This window comes from Lysobacter auxotrophicus (genome assembly GCF_027924565.1).
GTDB lineage: Bacteria > Pseudomonadota > Gammaproteobacteria > Xanthomonadales > Xanthomonadaceae > Lysobacter_J > Lysobacter_J auxotrophicus.
This window is the reverse complement of sequence record NZ_AP027041.1, coordinates 549,947-566,109: the sequence shown is the minus strand read 5'-3', so window position 1 is coordinate 566,109 and position 16,163 is coordinate 549,947. Positions and strand designations below refer to the sequence as shown.

The following is a 16,163-nucleotide window of genomic DNA, read 5'->3' as shown; positions in this document are numbered from 1 at the left end:
TCAGCCGGCGGCGACGACGCCGGCTTCGATGGCCGAACGGTCGGCGTGGTAGGACGAACGGACCAGCGGGCCGGAGGCGACGTGGGTGAAGCCCAGCGCGTAGCCGTACTCCTCCAGCGCCTTGAACTCCTCCGGCGTCCAGTAACGCAGCACCGGATGGTGGTGCGCGCTGGGCTGGAGGTACTGGCCGATGGTGATCATGTCGACGTCGTGCTCGCGCAGGTCGCTCAGCGTGCCCTGCACCTGCTCCATCGTCTCGCCCAGGCCAAGCATGATGCCGCTCTTGGTCGCGACCTCCGGGTGCTGCGCCTTGAACTTCTTCAGCAGCGTCAGCGACCACTGGTAGTCGGCGCCCGGACGGACGTTGCGATACAGGTCCGGCACGGTTTCGACGTTGTGGTTGAACACGTCCGGCGGGTTGGCCGCCATGATCTCCAGCGCGCGTTCCATGCGGCCCTTGCCGCGGAAGTCGGGCGTCAGGATCTCGATGCGCGTGCGCGGGCTGTGCTGGCGGATCGCCGCGATGCAGTCGACGAAATGCTGGGCGCCGCCGTCGCGCAGGTCGTCGCGGTCGACGCTGGTGACGACCACGTACTTCAGGCCCATGTCGGCCACGGTGGTCGCCAGGCTCAGCGGCTCGGACGCATCCGGCGGCTTCGGCCGGCCGTGGGCGACGTCGCAGAAGCTGCAGCGACGCGTGCAGACCTCGCCCAGGATCATGAAGGTCGCCGTGCCGTGGCTGAAGCACTCGTGGATGTTCGGGCAGCTGGCTTCCTCGCACACCGTGACCAGGCGGTTCTCGCGCAGCTTCGACTTCAGCTGCTGGACCGAATTGCCCGAGGGAATCCGCACGCGGATCCACGACGGCTTGCGCAGCACCGGCGCGTCGGCGAACTGCACGGGCGAGCGCGCGATCTTGTCGCCGGCGACCTGCTTCACGCCAGGCTGCAGCGACGGCGCGGCATCGCCGCTCACGACCGAAAGCGGGATGGTCTTGGAGGCGGTCTCGGACATGGCGTGCGGGTATCTCTGGGTCGGCGGCGAACGCGCTGGGAAAAGACGGCGCCGGAAGGGTTCAGAACGTCGGCGGCGGCGCCGTTTCGACGGTCAGTCCGAACTGGCGGGCGACGTGCCCGATGAGCACGGGTTTGACCGGCTCCAGCCCGGAAGGGCCGCCCAAGTCTAGCATCGAGGTCACCTGCAGCCCCTGGTAGCCGCAGGGGTTGATGCGGCGGAACGGCTCCAGGTCCATCGCGATGTTGAACGCCAGCCCATGGAAGGTGCAGCCGCGGCGAACGCGGATGCCGAGCGCGCCGATCTTGGCGCCGTTCACGTACACGCCGGGGGCGCCGTCGCGGCGTTCGGCGTGGAGGTTCCAGTCGCCGAGCGTGTCGATCATCGCCTGCTCGATCCGGTGCACGTATTCCTTGACGCCGACCTTCAGGCGCTTCAGGTCGAGCAGCGGGTACAGCACGATCTGGCCGGGGCCGTGGTAGGTCACCTGGCCGCCGCGGTCGACGTGGATCACCGGGATGTCGCCGGGAAACAGCACGTGCTCGTCCTTGCCCGCCTGGCCGAGGGTGAACACCGGGTCGTGTTCGACCAGCCACAGCTCGTCGGGCGTGTCGGCGGTGCGCGCGTCGGTGAAGGCCTGCATGGCGTGCCAGACCGGTTCGTAGGCGCGACGACCGAGGTCGCGCAGCTGCGCCGGCGGCGCGGCGCGAAGCGGTTCCGGCGCGACGACGGGCTCGCTCAGAGCGTCCACTTCACTTCCGGGTGTTCGCGCAGCACCTGGTGCGCCAGGTCGTACTGCTCGCGGCTCCGGGCGCGGAAGGTGATGCGCACCGAGACGTAGCGGCCGTTGCTGGAGAGCTTCCAGTTGACGGTTTCCTGCACCACTTCGATGCCCGCGTCGAGCAGGAGCGTCGGCAGGACGGTTTCCAGGTCCTTTTCGGCCGAGCCCATGGCGCTCAGCTCGAACGTGCCCGGGAACTGGAAGCCGTGCTCGGGGTTGTCGGATTTGATTTCCATGGCGGAATTATGGGTCCGGGGTGCGGCAAACCCAAGGCGGACGGCCGTCCACGGCGGTTCGCGGCACGCGGAGCCGGCGGGCGCTTTCGGATTCGTCCTATTCGGCGGAACGCGCGGGGCGAACAGACTTCGCGGCCCTCCTGCCGCCGGACGTCCTCGTGCCCACGCCGCTGTCTCATCGGACCATGACGCTGCTGCTGGTCGTCTACACCGCCTCGATGGCGGTCCTCATGCTGATCCTGGCGCTGATGATCGCCGGCTACGGCGACACCGGCACCGGCGATGCGCTGTCGATCTGCGCTCCTTTCATCCTGCTGCTGTGCGCGCTGGCACTTGCAACGTACCTGGTCGCCGCGCGGCTGCTGCGCCAAGGCCGCGAGAAACGCGCGCTCGCCTGCGTGTGCGGCTACGCGGTGTTGCCGTGGCCGATGATGGCGGCGTTGCTGTACTGATCTCCCGCCCAACGAGAAAGGCCGGCTTGCGCCGGCCTCTTCGCGATCAGGATCGCAGCGGAATTACTCCGACTCCCACCACATCCAGAACTCGTCCCACAGGCGCTTGAAGAAGCCGCCCTGCTCCACCGCGTTGAGCGCGACCAGCGGGCGCTCGGACACGACCTTGCCGTCGAGGGTGACCTTCACCGTGCCGATCTTCTGGCCCTTCGCGATCGGCGCGACGAGCTGCTTGGGCACGTCCATCGTCGGCTTGAGCTGGTCGTACTTGCCGCGCTGCACGGTCACCAGCAGCGGTTCGGCGACGCCGAGCTGCACTTCGTCCGAGGCGCCCTTCCACACCTTCTGCTTGGCGATCGCCTTGCTCGCGTCGTAGAGCTTGTGGGTCTCGAAGAAACGGAAGCCCCAGTTGAGCAGCGCCTGCGAATCCACCGCCCGCTGGTTTTCACTGGTGGACCCCATGACGACCGAGATCAGGCGCTGGTCGCCGCGCTTGGCCGAGGCCATCAGGCAGTAACCGGCGCCGGAATGGTGGCCCGTCTTGATGCCGTCCACCGATGCGTCGCGCCACAGCAGCAGGTTGCGGTTCGGCTGCGTGATCGGGCCGACCGTGAACTCCTTGATCTTGTTGTACGAGTACGCGACCGGGTAGTCGTGCACCAGCGCGCGGCCGAGCAGCGCCAGGTCGTGCGCGGTCGAGTAGTGCTCCGGCGCGGACAAGCCCGTCGGGTTCACCCAGTGCGTGTTCTTCAGGCCGATGCGCTGCGCGTACTGGTTCATCAGCGAGGCGAAGGCGTCGGTGCTGCCGGCGACGTGTTCGGCCAGCGCGATGGCGGCGTCGTTGCCCGACTGCACGACCATGCCCTTTTCCATTTCCAGCAGCGGCGCGGTCTTGTTGACCTCGAAACCGGAGTAGCTGCCGTCGGTGCCCGCGCCGCCAACGCGCCAGGCGTTCTCGGTCATCATGACCTGGTCGTCGCCCTTCACCTTGCCGGCCGCCATTTCGGCCGCGATGACGTAGCTGGTCATCACCTTGGTGATGCTGGCCGGCTCAAGGCGCTGGTCGTAGTTCTCGCCGGCCAGGACGTTGCCGCTGGCGGCGTCCATCAGGACCCATGCGGTGCCGGTGATCTTCGGCGGCGGCGGGACCGGCAGCGACTCGCTGGCGGCCGGCAGCTGCGTGCGCGGCGTCGGGGTCGGCGTGGTCTGGGCGATGGCGAGGCCGGCCACGAGGGTCGTGGTGGCCGCAAGGACGGCTGCTCTGGCGAGAGCGGGGACTTTCATTTTCAACGACGGCTCCGGGGCGCCGGCGCGGACCGGCGGTTGGCAAGGTGGGACAAATTCTAGTCGCGGACGCGCTGCGGCTGGCCGAATCCCAGACCCGCGATGCGCTGTGCAAGTTCCGTGGCCTGCGTGGCCTGAAGCGGTCCGACGCGCAGGCGCCACACGGTCTGGCCGTTGGAGCTCGCGTCGCTGATCTGTGCGCCGTCGATCCCGGCGGCGCGAAGGCGCGTCAGGGCGCGATCGGCATTGGCGCGGGCGGAGAAGCTGGCGACCTGGAAAACCACGTTTTCGCCGCCGATTTCGACGGTCGGCAGCGGCGTCGGCACGACCGGCGGCTTCGCCGCGCTGGCCGCGACGACGGCCTGGGCGAACTTGCCGGACGGGTTGGCGACCGGGGCCGGCTTGCCGGTGGCGATGCGCACGCCGGGCGGAAGCTCCGCCGCGTTGGCGGCGCCGAGGGGGATCGCCGCGACCAGCCGGTCCATCGCGCTGGGCGCCTTGGCCGGTGCCGGTGCCGGTGCTGATGCCACTGCAGCCGGAGCTGGCGTGGCCGCGTACACCGGCGCGTCGTCGTCCGGCGTCAGCGCGCGCACTTCGACGTTGCCGGTGCCGCGCCCGGTGATGCCGAGCTTCACCGCCGCGGCGTAGGACAGGTCGATCACGCGCCCGTCGTGGAACGGGCCGCGGTCGTTGACGCGCACGACGACCGACTTGCCGTTGTCGAGGTTGGTGACGCGGGCGAAGCTCGGCAGCGGCAGCGTCTTGTGCGCGGCGGTGAAGGCGTACATGTCGTACACCTCCAGGTTCGACGTACGGCGACCGTGGAACTTCTGGCCGTAATACGACGCGGTGCCGCGCTCGACGTAGCCCTTCGGGTTGTCGAGCACCTTGTAGGTCTTGCCGAGCACGACGTAGCTCGGGCGATTGCCGATGGCCGATCGCGGCTCGTTGGTGACGTCCGGTTCGGGAATGGCGTCGACGTCGGGAATGTAATCGGGCGTGCTGTCCTTCACGCCCGGCTTGTAGAGGCCGCCGGCGGTGTAATGGCCGCGCGTGCTCGGATCTTCCTTCGCGGGCGCGTACGGCGATTTCTTCTTCGCGCCGGGCAGCGGCGCGTGGTGCACGCCGCCGCGATCGGGCGCGGCGACCGGCTGCGACGCGGACTTCTTCGGCGAGCTCGCGCAGGCCGCGAGGGTGAGCACCGCGGCCGCCAGGAGCGTCCGGGCGGCCACGGCGCGCGGGGCAGCCAGGCGGATCATGCGGACGGTTGCCCGTTGGACGCGGCCGCGACCTGCGCATCGCCGCGGCCGGCGATCGCCTGGCTCAGCTGGTACACCGCCATCGCGTAGTGCTTGGAGATGTTGTAGCGGGTGATCGCGTAGAAATTGCGGAAGCCGAACCAGTACTCCGGACCGCTGGTGCCGTCGAGCATCACCACCGTCGCGTGCTCGCCTGCCGGCGTCCCCGGCGTGAGCGGACGGAACCCGCGCGAGGCCAGGTCGTCCATCGTGTACAGCGGATCCAGGCTTTCGGGTTCGATCGGCTGTGCGTTCGCCGCGGCGTTGGCGCGCACCGTCACCGGACCGCCGCGCTCCCAGCCGCCCTTCTTCACGAAGTAGTTGGCGATGGAGGCGAAGACGTCGTCGAGGTTGTTGAACAGATCGCGCTTGCCGTCGCCGTTGCCGTCCACCGCGAACTCGCGATAGCTCGACGGCATGAACTGGCCCCAGCCCATCGCCCCGGCGTAACTGCCCTTGAGCGCGGCGATGTCCAGCCCGGTTTCCTTGCCCAGCGCGAACAGCTGCGCGAGTTCGCCACGGAAGAAGGCTTCGCGACGGTTCTCGCGATCGAGCTTGGCCGGATCGCCGCTGCGCGGATAGGCGAAGGCGAGCGTGTACAGCGCATCGAGCACCGGATACGAACCGGTGTTGCGGCCGTAGTTGGTTTCCACGCCGATGATCGAGACGATCACCTCGGCCGGGACGCCGTACTTCGCTTCGGCGCGGGCGAGTTCGTCGCGATGCTCGGCAAGGAACGCGCGGCCGCCGTCGATGCGCGACTGCGTGATGAAGATCGGCCGGTAATCGCGCCACGGCTTGGCTTCGGCCGGCTTCGACATCGCCGCGATGATGCTGTCGCGGATTTGCGCGCGTGCGAGGACCGATTCGATGTAGGCCGGATCGATGCCGTGCTGCGCCGCGGTATCGCGCACGAACGCGGCACGCGCGAGCTCCAGCGGTTGCTGCACGACGGGCTCGGGCAGCGCCGGCGTGCCCGGCACCGGACGCGGCTTGGGCGCGGCGGCGGGAGCGGATGCGGCGGGGGTCTGCGGCGCGGGCGCCTGGGTCTGGGTGGCGCAACCGGCCAACGCGGCAAGAATCGCGCTGATCGCGGCGCTACGAGTGAGGTGGCGTCGGGTCATCGCGGCGAGGGTAGCACGCGATTGTCGAGCCAAAAACCGCGTGTTCAGGCTCGCCAGGGGCATCAGTCAGGTTCGCTTGAGGCCGCCTTACGCAACGCCTTGCCGACGCGTTGCTGTCGACATCGGACGACGCCCTGGACGTCGAAGTTTTCTCAGCGCGCGTACACCGGCCGATGCGCCCGCACCGCCATGACGACGCCGAGCCCCGCGAGCAGCGACACCGCCGAGGTACCGCCGTAGCTCAGCAGCGGCATCGGCACGCCAACTACCGGCAGCAGGCCGGAAATCATCCCCCCGTTGACGATCACGTACACGCAGAACGCCAGGCCCAGTGCACCGGCGATGAGGCGCGAATAGCCGTCGCGCGCCTCCGAGGCGATCCACAGGCAGCGCCCGATCACGAACAGGTACAGCGCCAGCACGGTGGCCACGCCCATCCAGCCGAATTCCTCGCTCAGCACCGCGAAGATGAAGTCGGTGGTGTGTTCGGGCAGGTAGTTCAGGTGCGACTGCGAGCCCTGCCCCCAGCCCTTGCCGGTGAGGCCGCCGGCGCCGATGGCGATCTTCGACTGGATGATGTTCCAGCCGGTGCCGAGCGGATCGGATTCGGGGTTGAGGAAGGTGAGGATGCGGTCCTTCTGGTACGGCCGCAGCAGCCAGAACCACGCGACCGGGGCGATCGCGGCGACCGCGCCGAACGCCATGCCGAACCACCACCACGGCAATCCCGCCAGATAGAGCGCGAAGGCGCCGCTGGTCGCCACCAGCATCGCGGTGCCGAAGTCCGGCTGCAGCAGGATCAGCCCGGTGGGGACGGCGATCAGCAGTCCGGCGACGAGCACCGTGCGGAAGCGCGGCGGCAACGATTGGCGATCCAGGTACCAGGCCACCATCATCGGCAGGCTGAGCTTGAGCAGCTCCGCGGGCTGCACGTAGACCACGCCAAGGTTGATCCAGTGCCGCCCGTGCTTGCCGGTGCCGATGAGCAGCACCAGCAGCAGCGGCAGCAGCGAGGCGCCGAACACGAACGGCGTCCAGTTGCGCAGCTGGTTGGGCGGCACGCGCGAAAGCGCCCACATCACGCCCAGGCCGGCGACGAAGAACGCGCCCTGGCGCACGACCAGCCCCATGGCGTGATCGGCGGCGCTGTAGAGCACCGCAAGGCCGATCACCATCAGCGCGAGCAACGCGCCCAGCAGCGGCAGGTCGAGCGTGCGCGCGAAGCGCACCAGCAGGTCGAACAGCCAGCGCAGGATCTGCCTCATCGGGTGGGCTCCTGCGGCGCGGTCGTCGCCGGCGGCGGCGGCGGGTTGGCGGCTGCCGGCGCGGCGCTCGCCGGCTTCACCGCAGCCGCACCGGCGCGGCCCGTCGGCAGGATCGGCGCCACCGGCGCGCCCTGCGTCGCGGCGGCCGCGACGACCGGTGCCGCGCGCGGCTGCGTCGGCCGGGTGTACTTGGGATCGGTCGGCACCGGCTCGGGCATCTTGCCGAGCAGCCAGGCGTCGAAGATCTTGCGCGCGATCGGCGCCGCGGTGCTGCCGCCGAAGCCGCCGTGTTCGACCGAAATCGCGACCACGATCGTCGGGTTGTCCGCCGGCGCGTAGCCGACGAACAGCGCCTGGTGGCGCAGGTGGTACGGCAGCGAATGCGGATCGAAACTCTGGCTGCCTTTTCGGCTGATCTTCTGCGCGGTGCCGGTCTTGCCGGCCATGAGGTACGGCGCGCCTGCGGCCATCGCGCGGCCCGTACCGCCGGGGCCCATCGTCGCCATCATGCCTTCCTGCACGGCACGCAGGTTGGACGGGTTGTCGGTGATGCGCGGCGCCTCGGGTTGCTTCAGCGGCAGCCACGGCGTGTTGTAGCCGTCGCGGCGCTCCGCCACCAGGTGCGGGCGCACGAGGTTTCCGCCATTGGCGATCGCCGCGGTGCCGCGCACGAGCTGCAGCGTCGTGGCGATCCAGTAACCCTGGCCGATGCCGGCGTTCACCGTCTCGCCCGCGTACCACGGCTCCTTGCTGCGGGTGCGCTTCCATTGCGGCGACGGCACCACGCCCTTGTTCTCGCCGGCCAGGTCGATGCCGGTCTTGTCGCCGAATCCATACCGGCGCATGTATTCGTCGAAGCGCTCGATGCCCATGTCGTAGGCGAGCTTGTAGTAGTAGTAGTTCACCGACGCGGCGATCGACTTGCGCAGATCGGTCCAGCCCGCGCCGCCGTGCGCGTCGCGCCAGCCGCGCTTCTGGCCGGGGATGTAGAACGTGCCGGTCGAGAACACCTTCGAGTCCGGCGTGCGCAGGCCGCTGTCCAGGCCTGCGAGGCCGATCAGCGGCTTCACCGTCGAGCCCGGCGGGCCGCCGCCGAGCACGTTGCGGTTGAACAGCGGACGCGACGGGTTATCCATCAGCGCGCGGTAATCGACGTTCGAGATGCCGTTGACGAAGAGGTTCGTGTCGTAGCCCGGCAGGCTGACCATCGCGAGGATCTCGCCGGTGCGCGGGTCCATCGCGATGGCCGAACCGTCCATGTCGCCGAACGCCGTCACCATCGCCTGCTGCAGGTCCAGGTCGATGCTCAGGCGCAGGTCGGCGCCCGGCGTCGCGGGCACGTGGCCGACCTGGCGCATCGGCCGGCCATCGACGTTGGTCTCGATCTGCTCGTAGCCGACCTTGCCGCGCAGCGCTTCCTCGTAATAGCGCTCCAGCCCGGTCTTGCCGATGTGCGTGAGCGCCGCGCCGCCTTCGCCGAGCTCCTTCAGGTCGTCCGCGTCGATGCGTCCGACGTAGCCGATGACGTGCGAGAGCAGTTCGCCGTACGGATAGCGCCGGTTGAGATACGGCACGAGGTCCACGCCCGGATAGCGCCAGCGGTCGACCGCGAAGCGCGCGGCTTCCTCCTCGGTGACGCGCAGCTTCAGCGTGATCGGCTTGTAACCGCGCGTGGCGCGACGCTCGTCGTCGAAGCGCGCGACGTCTTCCGGCGTCAGCGCGATGATCCTGCGCAGCGCGGGCAGCCATTCCTCGGTCTTGCCGGCTTCGAACGGGGTTACTTCGATGCGGTACGCCGGCACGTTGTCGGCCAGCACGCGACCCTTTCGATCCAGGATCAGCCCGCGCCCCGGCACGACGGGGCGCAGCTTGATGCGGTTGGCCTCCGAGCGCGTGGCGTAGTCGTCGTGCTCCCACACCTGCAGGCGGAAATACCAGAAGCCCAGCCCGACCAGCGCCGCCAGCACGCACAGGAAGGCGATCGCGGAGCGCAGTCGGAACTGGTTGGCTTCGGCGGCGCTGTTCTTCAGGACGCGGCGGCGCGGACCCATCTCAGCGCGCCCTCCACCGGCCGTGACGGAGCGAGTCCAGCGCGACGTAGGCGATCGGCCACAGCACCATGCCGGTCACCGGCGACGCCCAGTGCAGCGGATGCAGCGGCGCGAGGCCGACGGCGATGCGGATCGCGGCGGTGACGATGCAGTCGTTCAACAGCAGGCCACCGATGGCCAGCGCCTGCTGCGACACCGGGAAGAAGCGCAACCGCGCGCGGAAGCGCTGCAGGATGTACGCCATCACCACCAGCCGCAGCGCCTGCTCGCCGAACACGCTGCCGGTCACCAGATCGCCGAGCAGGCCGATGATGAAGGCCAGGCCGAGGCCAACATGGTCGGGATCCTCGATCACCCAGTACGCCAGCACCAGCGCGAGCCAGTACGGACGCAGCGGCTGCACGGCAGGCGGCAACGGCAGCAGCATCAACAGCAGCGCCACCACGATGCTCACCGGCAACACCCATTGCGGACGGGCGCGGGTCATCGGCGGGCCTCCGGCTGCGTGGGCGTCGGAGACGTCGGCGTCGTCGCGGCCGGTTTGCGCGGGTCCGTCGCAGGAACGGGCGACGCCTGGGCCGGCTTCGGGGCCGGGGAACTCGTCGAGGGCGTGGTGGTGGGAGCCGTCGCACCGCCGCCCGCGGGGGTCGGCGCCGTCGGCTGGCCTTCCACACCCGGCGTGGCGGCAGGCGCCGCCGTGGCCTGCGCCGTGCCGACCGCGATCGCATCGGAGGGCGTGAACGCCGTGGCGCCGGGCAGCGGATTGGGCATCGACAGCAGCACCAGCACCTCGCGGCCGCGGTCCAGCTGCGCCGCCGGCGTGACTTCGCCGACGAGGAACGCGCGGCTGTCGTCCGGCTTGAGCGAGGCGATCTTGCCGACCGGGAAGCCCGGCGCGAACCGGCCGCCGAGGCCCGAGGTGACGAGCACGTCGCCGACCTTCACGTCGCTGGAGAGCGGCACGCTGGTGAGTCGCAGCTTGTCGCTGCGACCTTCGCCGTAGACCACCAGCCGCACGCCGTTGCGCGCGACGGCGACGGGCACCGCGTGCGAGGGGTCGGTGAGCAGGAGCACGTTGGCGTACATCGGGGTGACGGCGATGACCTGGCCGAGCAGCCCGTTGGCGTCGATCACGTTCTGCCCGACCTGCACACGTTCGCGCGAACCGGCGTTGAGGACCAGTCGCTGCCGTGCGGGATCCAGGTCGATGTCGAGCACCGGCGCGAGTACCACGTCGAGATTGCCGGTCTGCGCGGCGTCCAGCAGGCCGCGCAGCCGCGCGTTGTCGGCGGCGAGCGTCGCCAGCCGCGCCATGCGGGCCTGGTTGAGCATCAGGTCGTTGCGCAGGCGGCGGTTCTCGGCGGTGAGCTGCGCCAGCGTGCCGGCGTCCTCGCGGACGCGGTCCACGACCTGCCCCGGCCAGCCGGCGACCATCCACAGCGGCTGCACGAGCAGCGTCACCTGCCGGCGGCCCTGCGCGAGCCAGCCGCCGCGGTGATCGAGCACGATCAGCACCACCGCCAGCGCCAGGTAGGCGAGCAGCTTGAGCGTGCCGGCCACGTCACCTGGGCGTGCGGAAGTCGGGGGGCCGGCGTAGGTAGGCATCGGGGCCGGAAGAGGCGGATCAGGTGTGGGACTTCGACAGTCGCGACCGGGCGGGAATCCCCGTCGGCCGGCCGCGATGCGTGTTCATGACGGGAACGGACGACCCGGGGCGTCGGGATGCGATGCCCGGGCCGGTCCCCGCTTGGATCATTCCGGCGCGAAGAACTCGTTGCCGTGCATGTCGACCAGCTCCAGCGCGCGGCCACCGCCGCGGGCGACGCAGGTCAGCGGATCGTCGGCGACCTGCACGTGCAGGCCGGTTTCCTCGCTGATCAGGCGGTCCAGGTCGCGCAGCAGCGCGCCGCCGCCGGTCAGGACGATGCCGCGCTCGGCGACGTCGGCGCACAGTTCCGGCGGGGTCTGCTCCAGCGCCAGCTTGATCGCCGAGACGATGCCGGCGAGCGGCTCGCGCAGGGCTTCCAGCACCTCGTTGGAGTTGATGGTGATCATCTTCGGCACGCCCTCGGCGAGGTTGCGGCCGGAGACCTCCACGGTCGCCGCCTTCTGCTGCGGGTAGGCGCAGCCGATCTCGAGCTTGATGCGCTCGGCCGTGGCTTCACCGATCAGCGTGCCGTAGGTGCGGCGCACGTAGCTGATGATCGACTCGTCGAAGCGGTCGCCGCCGATGCGGACGGAGGCCGAGTAGACGATGCCGTTGAGCGCGATGACGGCCACTTCCGTGGTGCCGCCGCCGATGTCCACGACCATCGAGCCGCGGGCTTCGGTCACCGGCATGCCGGCGCCGATGGCGGCCGCCATGGGTTCCTCGATCAGGTAGACCTCGCGCGCGCCGGCCTCTTCGGCCGATTCCTTGATCGCGCGGCGCTCGACCTGGGTCGAACCGCACGGCACGCAGACCAGCACGCGCGGGCTCGGGCGCAGGAAACGGCTCTTGTGCACCTTGCGGATGAAGTGCTTGAGCATTTCCTCGGTGTAGGTGAAGTCGGCGATGACGCCGTCCTTCATCGGCCGGATGGTCGTGATGTGGCCCGGCGTGCGGCCCAGCATCATCTTGGCCTCGCTGCCCACCGCCGCCACCGTGCGGTTGCCGCCGATCAGGCGGTCCTGCCGGACGGCCACGACCGACGGCTCGTTCAGGACGATCCCCTGGCCGCGGACGTAGATGAGGGTGTTCGCCGTGCCCAGGTCGATGGACAGGTCGTTGGAAAACATGCCGCGAAACTTCTTGAACATCGAGGATCGGCCGTCGAAAGGTGGGGGCGTGAGAGGCGCGTGAGGGGTTCGCTAGCCTAGCAACCACCCCCCTTCGGCACAAGGAAAAAACCTGCAATTCCGGGCACTTCGTGCCCTCATCGGTCACGTTTCGGAAGCGTCCTATGTCGGGACGGGCGAACGGTTCAGCTGGCCGGCCGCTGGCCGCCGGCCGCCCCAGCGGCTACGCTAGCGCCCGCGCGGCGCTGGGCCGCTGCTCCGTGACCTCACGCACCACGCCGGAACCGCGCCGCGGACGGCCCTTCACCTTGGGAATTTCGATGTCTGCACTGATCTGCGGCTCGCTGGCCTACGACACCATCATGGTGTTCCCCGACCAGTTCAAGAACCACATCCTGCCGGACAAGGTGCACATCCTGAATGTGTCCTTCCTGGTCCCGCGGATGCGCCGCGAGTTCGGCGGCTGCGCCGGCAACATCGCCTACAACCTCAAGCTGCTGGGCGGCGACCCGATCCCGATGGCCACCGTCGGCCAGGACTTCGGGCCGTACCGCGAGCACTTCGAACAGTGCGGCATCAACCTGTCGAAGGTGAAGGAGATCGAAGAGCTCTTCACGCCGCAGGCGTTCATCACCACCGACCACGACAACAACCAGATCACCGCGTTCCATCCGGGCGCGATGATGCGTTCGTACGAGAACCACGTGCGCGACGTTCCGGGCGTGACGTTCGGCATCGTCAGCCCCGACGGCCGCGAAGGCATGCTGCAGAACGCGCAGGAATTCGCCGACGCGGGCATTCCCTTCATCTTCGATCCGGGCCAGGCCATGCCGCTGTTCAACGGCGAGGAACTGCGCAACTTCATCGAGCTGGCCGACTACGTCACCGTCAACGATTACGAATCCAACCTGCTGCAGGAACGCACCGGCTGGAGCGAGAACGACATCGTCAAGCGCGTGAAGGCGTACATCACCACGCGTGGCCCGCACGGTTCGCAGATCCACACGCCGGAAAAGACCATCGACGTCCCGCCCGCGCACGAGCGCCGCGTGACCGATCCGACCGGTTGCGGCGATGCGTTCCGTGCCGGCCTGATCTACGGCATCGAGAAGGGCTACGACTGGCTCACCATCGGCCGCATGGGCAACCTGATGGGCGCGCTGAAGGTCGAGCATCCGGGCACGCAGAACCAGCGCTTCGATTTCGACGAATTCAACGAACAGTTCAAGCAGCAGTTCGGTTACGCGCTATGAAGCCGTGATGCGTGAATGGTGATTCGTGATTCGGGGCGAGCCGCGTTTTCGCTCTTCGAATCACGAATCCCGAATCACCCATCGCGGCTCTACATCATGTGCGCCAGCCAGAGCATCTCCGGCGCCGCGAGACGTTCGAACTCCGCATACGGCATGCGCACCACTTCGGTGTGGTTGCCCGCGTTGAACGCGATCTCCTGCTGGTGCGCGAGCCGCGAATCGATGTAAACCGGCATGCCGTACAGATGTCCGAACGGCGGCATCGCGCCGGGTTCGCAATCGGGGAAGGCATCGCGGAATTCGGTTTCCTCGGCCAGTTCCACCGGAACGCCGCCAAGCGCGAGCGACAGCCGGTAAAGATCGGCGCGATACGTCGCCGGCATCACGACCATCGCGAGCCGTCCGTCGGCCTTGAGCATCACCGTCTTGGCGAAATGATTCGGCTCCACGCGCACCGCCGATGCGGTTTCGTGCGCGGTCACCGTGCGCGGATGCGTCAGCGTCGTGTAGGGCGCCTGGCCCTGGTCGAGCAGGTTGTGCAGACGTGGGGAGAGCATGGCGTCCTCCACCCGATGCGCCACGCCGCCTGTGTTCCGTTCGCGGCCGCGTGGCTGGCGAACCGGCGCGCGCTTTCCGTGTGCGCGCCGCCCGATGCGCGGCAAACGCCGGCATCGGTCCGGAGCTTACGAAGTCGGCGCGTAAGGCGATGTGCAGGGCGCTCGATGCTTGATGCCCCAGCCGCCGTCATCCGCCTGCCGGCACCTGCTCCCGCGTACGGGAGAAGGGTTTCACTTCAGGTGCGTGCGCGGCGGACAACGGCTTTCCGGTGAAAGCCCCGCTCGGTACATCGCAGGGGGATTCGGCTGGAAGGAAAACGATACGCGTCGCGCATCAATTCCACTTCGGCATCTTCGATGGATCCAGCCCGCCCACCTCGAACACCGCCGTGCGCGTGCCGCCGGCCTTCACCGGGAATTCGATGGCGATGACCTTCGCGGATTTCACCGTCTTCCACAGCATCTTCTCGTCCTCGATGAACATCGCGATCGCCTCGTCGGTCCTGGGGCGGCTCGCGTCCACGCGCCTGGGCTCGGCGTCATCGACCTTCAGCTTCACCTTGCAGCCGCCGTAGCAGTCGAAGTCACCCTTCTCCAGCACGAGATAGCTGCTGCGACCCCAGTCCGGGCGATCGCGGAAGATCAGCTGCACCGGGCGCGGGCCGCTGCCATCGGTGTCGACGTATTCCTTTGCGTAGATCGACGCCGACACCTGCTCGCCCTTGTCGAGCGCCTGCGTCTGATAGGTCCACAGCGCGGCGGTGCGGCGCTGCTCGCGCGCCTGGGCAGCCTTTTCCTTGACTTCGTTGTAGCGCGCCTCGATGCGGCCGAACGCGGCGCTCGCCGGATACTTCGCCGACAACACGTCGCCGTGCGCGCGAGCGAGTTCCCAGTTCTGCTTGCCGTATTCGGCTTCGAAGGCGTTCGCCATTTCGTCCGCGGCCTGCTCCTGCGCGGCGGCCTGCGCCGCGGCGTCGGCCTTCGGATCGCCCGCCGGCTGGCATGCGGCCAGCGCGGCGGCGAGCGCGATGACGGACCACTTCGTTGCAGCGTGTTTCATCGTTGCCTTCCTCGTTCGATCAGTTCGATCACGGCCTGCGCGACCGCGTCGGGTTTTTCCAGTATCGACATGTGGCCGCAGCCGTCGAGCAGCACCTGCCGCGCCTGCGGGATGCGCTGCGCGTAAAGCGCCAGCGCGCTCGCGTCGATCACGGCGTCCTGGCGGCACCATAGCAGCAGCGCCGGTTGGCGGATGCGCGCCGCGTTCTCGCCGGGGGCGAAGCGCTCGTCGCCACGTCCGATGCGGTCGAGCACGCGCTGCTCGAAGGCCGCGTCCTCTCGCCGACGCGCGATGTAGATGCGATCGGCGGGCCACGGAATCGCGGGCTTCGCGGCATCGTCGAAGAACACGGTATCGAGGTAGCGTTCCAGCGACGCTTCATCGTGCACCGCGAATGGATTCTTCCCGGCGAGTACGTCGATGCCGAAACGGTTGTCGCGGAATCGCACGCCCGCGGCATCGATCAGGCCCACGCGCGCGACACGCTCCGGATGGCGCGCCGCGACCAGCGCGGCGATGCCGCCGCCCATCGAATGCCCGAGCAGCACGACCTCCTGCTTGGACGATACGGCGTCGAGGAAACGCGCGACGCGCGCGCTCTGCGCGAGGAAACCGTAATCGGCGCCGTCGATGCGATTGGATTCGCCCCAGCCGGGAAGGTCCGGAACGATCACGCGAAAACGCCCACGTAGCAGGCGCGCGACGGGAAACCAGTTTTCCTTGCTGCCGGTGAAGCCGTGCAGCATCACGACGGTGGGCGCGCCCGCCGGTGCGTCGTCGTTGTAGGCATAGACCCACCGGTCGTCGCCGAGTTGCATGCTCGCTTTCGACAAACCCGCGGCGAGACGCTGGCGGGTGAAGTCGCCGGTGATGAGTGCGTAGGGGTTGCGCCAGAGGAGGACGGCTGCGAGGAGCAGCAGTGTGGTGGTGACGATGGCAAAAATGCGGACTGGGCGATGACGCAGCACGGCCACCTCGAATCACTCGAAAGTGCGCAGGCGAAAGGCGCG

The 16,163-nt window shown here is 68.8% G+C and carries 16 protein-coding genes; 2 read left to right on the top strand and 14 right to left on the bottom strand.

Annotated elements, in window-relative coordinates; genetic code table 11:
* The 3 genes from lipA to LA521A_RS02425 form a co-directional block, all read right to left on the bottom strand.
* The gene (gene lipA / locus LA521A_RS02435; RefSeq protein ID WP_281780802.1) at nt 1-1,014 is read right to left on the bottom strand and encodes a lipoyl synthase; all 1,014 of its coding nucleotides are present in this window, start codon (nt 1,012-1,014) and stop codon (nt 1-3) included.
* 61 nt (nt 1,015-1,075) lie between these two features.
* Nucleotides 1,076-1,756 carry a lipoyl(octanoyl) transferase LipB gene (lipB, locus tag LA521A_RS02430; RefSeq protein WP_425494618.1) on the bottom strand — a complete coding sequence of 227 codons (681 nt, stop codon included), beginning with the start codon at nt 1,754-1,756 and terminating at the stop codon, nt 1,076-1,078.
* Nucleotides 1,753-2,031: a DUF493 family protein gene (locus LA521A_RS02425; protein ID WP_281780800.1), complete on the bottom strand. Its 279-nt coding sequence runs from the start codon at nt 2,029-2,031 to the stop codon at nt 1,753-1,755. Before LA521A_RS02425 ends, lipB begins: the two co-directional genes overlap by 4 nt.
* A gap of 185 nt (nt 2,032-2,216) precedes the next feature.
* Between LA521A_RS02425 and LA521A_RS02420 the strand changes: the two genes are divergently transcribed.
* Nucleotides 2,217-2,483: a hypothetical protein gene (locus tag LA521A_RS02420; protein ID WP_281780799.1), complete on the top strand. Its 267-nt coding sequence runs from the start codon at nt 2,217-2,219 to the stop codon at nt 2,481-2,483.
* 63 nt (nt 2,484-2,546) lie between these two features.
* Here the strand turns inward: LA521A_RS02420 and LA521A_RS02415 are convergent, their stop codons facing one another.
* From LA521A_RS02415 to LA521A_RS02380, 8 genes are all read right to left on the bottom strand, one after another.
* Complete coding sequence (locus LA521A_RS02415) at nt 2,547-3,767, bottom strand: D-alanyl-D-alanine carboxypeptidase family protein (RefSeq protein ID WP_281780798.1); 1,221 nt, start codon at nt 3,765-3,767, stop codon at nt 2,547-2,549.
* Between the two features lie 59 nt (nt 3,768-3,826).
* Nucleotides 3,827-5,026, bottom strand: coding sequence for a septal ring lytic transglycosylase RlpA family protein (locus LA521A_RS02410; protein WP_281780797.1), 1,200 nt, complete (start codon nt 5,024-5,026; stop codon nt 3,827-3,829).
* Complete coding sequence (gene mltB, locus LA521A_RS02405) at nt 5,023-6,189, bottom strand: lytic murein transglycosylase B (RefSeq protein WP_281780796.1); 1,167 nt, start codon at nt 6,187-6,189, stop codon at nt 5,023-5,025. The genes LA521A_RS02410 and mltB overlap by 4 nt, the downstream gene beginning before the upstream one ends.
* Nucleotides 6,190-6,341: 152 nt before the next feature.
* The gene (gene rodA / locus LA521A_RS02400) at nt 6,342-7,454 is read right to left on the bottom strand and encodes a rod shape-determining protein RodA (RefSeq protein ID WP_281780795.1); all 1,113 of its coding nucleotides are present in this window, start codon (nt 7,452-7,454) and stop codon (nt 6,342-6,344) included.
* Complete coding sequence (gene mrdA / locus LA521A_RS02395; RefSeq protein WP_343226706.1) at nt 7,451-9,505, bottom strand: penicillin-binding protein 2; 2,055 nt, start codon at nt 9,503-9,505, stop codon at nt 7,451-7,453. Before mrdA ends, rodA begins: the two co-directional genes overlap by 4 nt.
* Nucleotide 9,506: 1 nt before the next feature.
* Complete coding sequence (gene mreD / locus LA521A_RS02390) at nt 9,507-9,992, bottom strand: rod shape-determining protein MreD (protein WP_281780794.1); 486 nt, start codon at nt 9,990-9,992, stop codon at nt 9,507-9,509.
* A complete protein-coding gene (gene mreC / locus LA521A_RS02385; protein WP_281780793.1) occupies nt 9,989-11,065 on the bottom strand; it encodes a rod shape-determining protein MreC in 1,077 nt (358 codons plus the stop codon). The genes mreD and mreC overlap by 4 nt, the downstream gene beginning before the upstream one ends.
* A 192-nt stretch (nt 11,066-11,257) precedes the next feature.
* Entirely contained in the window at nt 11,258-12,304 is a 1,047-nt protein-coding gene (locus LA521A_RS02380) for a rod shape-determining protein (protein ID WP_115841168.1), read from the bottom strand.
* 299 nt (nt 12,305-12,603) lie between these two features.
* Here LA521A_RS02380 and LA521A_RS02375 point away from each other — a divergent pair, with 299 nt between their 5' ends.
* Entirely contained in the window at nt 12,604-13,536 is a 933-nt protein-coding gene (locus LA521A_RS02375; RefSeq protein ID WP_281780792.1) for a carbohydrate kinase family protein, read from the top strand.
* 89 nt (nt 13,537-13,625) lie between these two features.
* Here the strand turns inward: LA521A_RS02375 and LA521A_RS02370 are convergent, their stop codons facing one another.
* The 3 genes from LA521A_RS02370 to LA521A_RS02360 form a co-directional block, all read right to left on the bottom strand.
* Nucleotides 13,626-14,093, bottom strand: coding sequence for an aminoacyl-tRNA deacylase (locus LA521A_RS02370; RefSeq protein WP_281780791.1), 468 nt, complete (start codon nt 14,091-14,093; stop codon nt 13,626-13,628).
* A gap of 334 nt (nt 14,094-14,427) precedes the next feature.
* Nucleotides 14,428-15,153, bottom strand: coding sequence for a hypothetical protein (locus tag LA521A_RS02365; RefSeq protein WP_281780790.1), 726 nt, complete (start codon nt 15,151-15,153; stop codon nt 14,428-14,430).
* The gene (locus LA521A_RS02360) at nt 15,150-16,121 is read right to left on the bottom strand and encodes an alpha/beta fold hydrolase (RefSeq protein WP_281780789.1); all 972 of its coding nucleotides are present in this window, start codon (nt 16,119-16,121) and stop codon (nt 15,150-15,152) included. The genes LA521A_RS02365 and LA521A_RS02360 overlap by 4 nt, the downstream gene beginning before the upstream one ends.
* Between the last annotated feature and the right edge of the window lie 42 nt (nt 16,122-16,163).

Coding starts and splice junctions, on each gene's coding strand:
- lipA (WP_281780802.1), bottom strand. CDS start 1,014: ATGTCCGAGACCGCCTCCAAGACCATCCCGCTTTCGGTCGTGAGCGGC.
- LA521A_RS02425 (WP_281780800.1), bottom strand. CDS start 2,031: ATGGAAATCAAATCCGACAACCCCGAGCACGGCTTCCAGTTCCCGGGC.
- LA521A_RS02420 (WP_281780799.1), top strand. CDS start 2,217: ATGACGCTGCTGCTGGTCGTCTACACCGCCTCGATGGCGGTCCTCATG.
- LA521A_RS02415 (WP_281780798.1), bottom strand. CDS start 3,767: ATGAAAGTCCCCGCTCTCGCCAGAGCAGCCGTCCTTGCGGCCACCACG.
- LA521A_RS02410 (WP_281780797.1), bottom strand. CDS start 5,026: ATGATCCGCCTGGCTGCCCCGCGCGCCGTGGCCGCCCGGACGCTCCTG.
- mltB (WP_281780796.1), bottom strand. CDS start 6,189: ATGACCCGACGCCACCTCACTCGTAGCGCCGCGATCAGCGCGATTCTT.
- rodA (WP_281780795.1), bottom strand. CDS start 7,454: ATGAGGCAGATCCTGCGCTGGCTGTTCGACCTGCTGGTGCGCTTCGCG.
- mrdA (WP_343226706.1), bottom strand. CDS start 9,505: ATGGGTCCGCGCCGCCGCGTCCTGAAGAACAGCGCCGCCGAAGCCAAC.
- mreD (WP_281780794.1), bottom strand. CDS start 9,992: ATGACCCGCGCCCGTCCGCAATGGGTGTTGCCGGTGAGCATCGTGGTG.
- LA521A_RS02380 (WP_115841168.1), bottom strand. CDS start 12,304: ATGTTCAAGAAGTTTCGCGGCATGTTTTCCAACGACCTGTCCATCGAC.
- LA521A_RS02375 (WP_281780792.1), top strand. CDS start 12,604: ATGTCTGCACTGATCTGCGGCTCGCTGGCCTACGACACCATCATGGTG.
- LA521A_RS02370 (WP_281780791.1), bottom strand. CDS start 14,093: ATGCTCTCCCCACGTCTGCACAACCTGCTCGACCAGGGCCAGGCGCCC.
- LA521A_RS02365 (WP_281780790.1), bottom strand. CDS start 15,153: ATGAAACACGCTGCAACGAAGTGGTCCGTCATCGCGCTCGCCGCCGCG.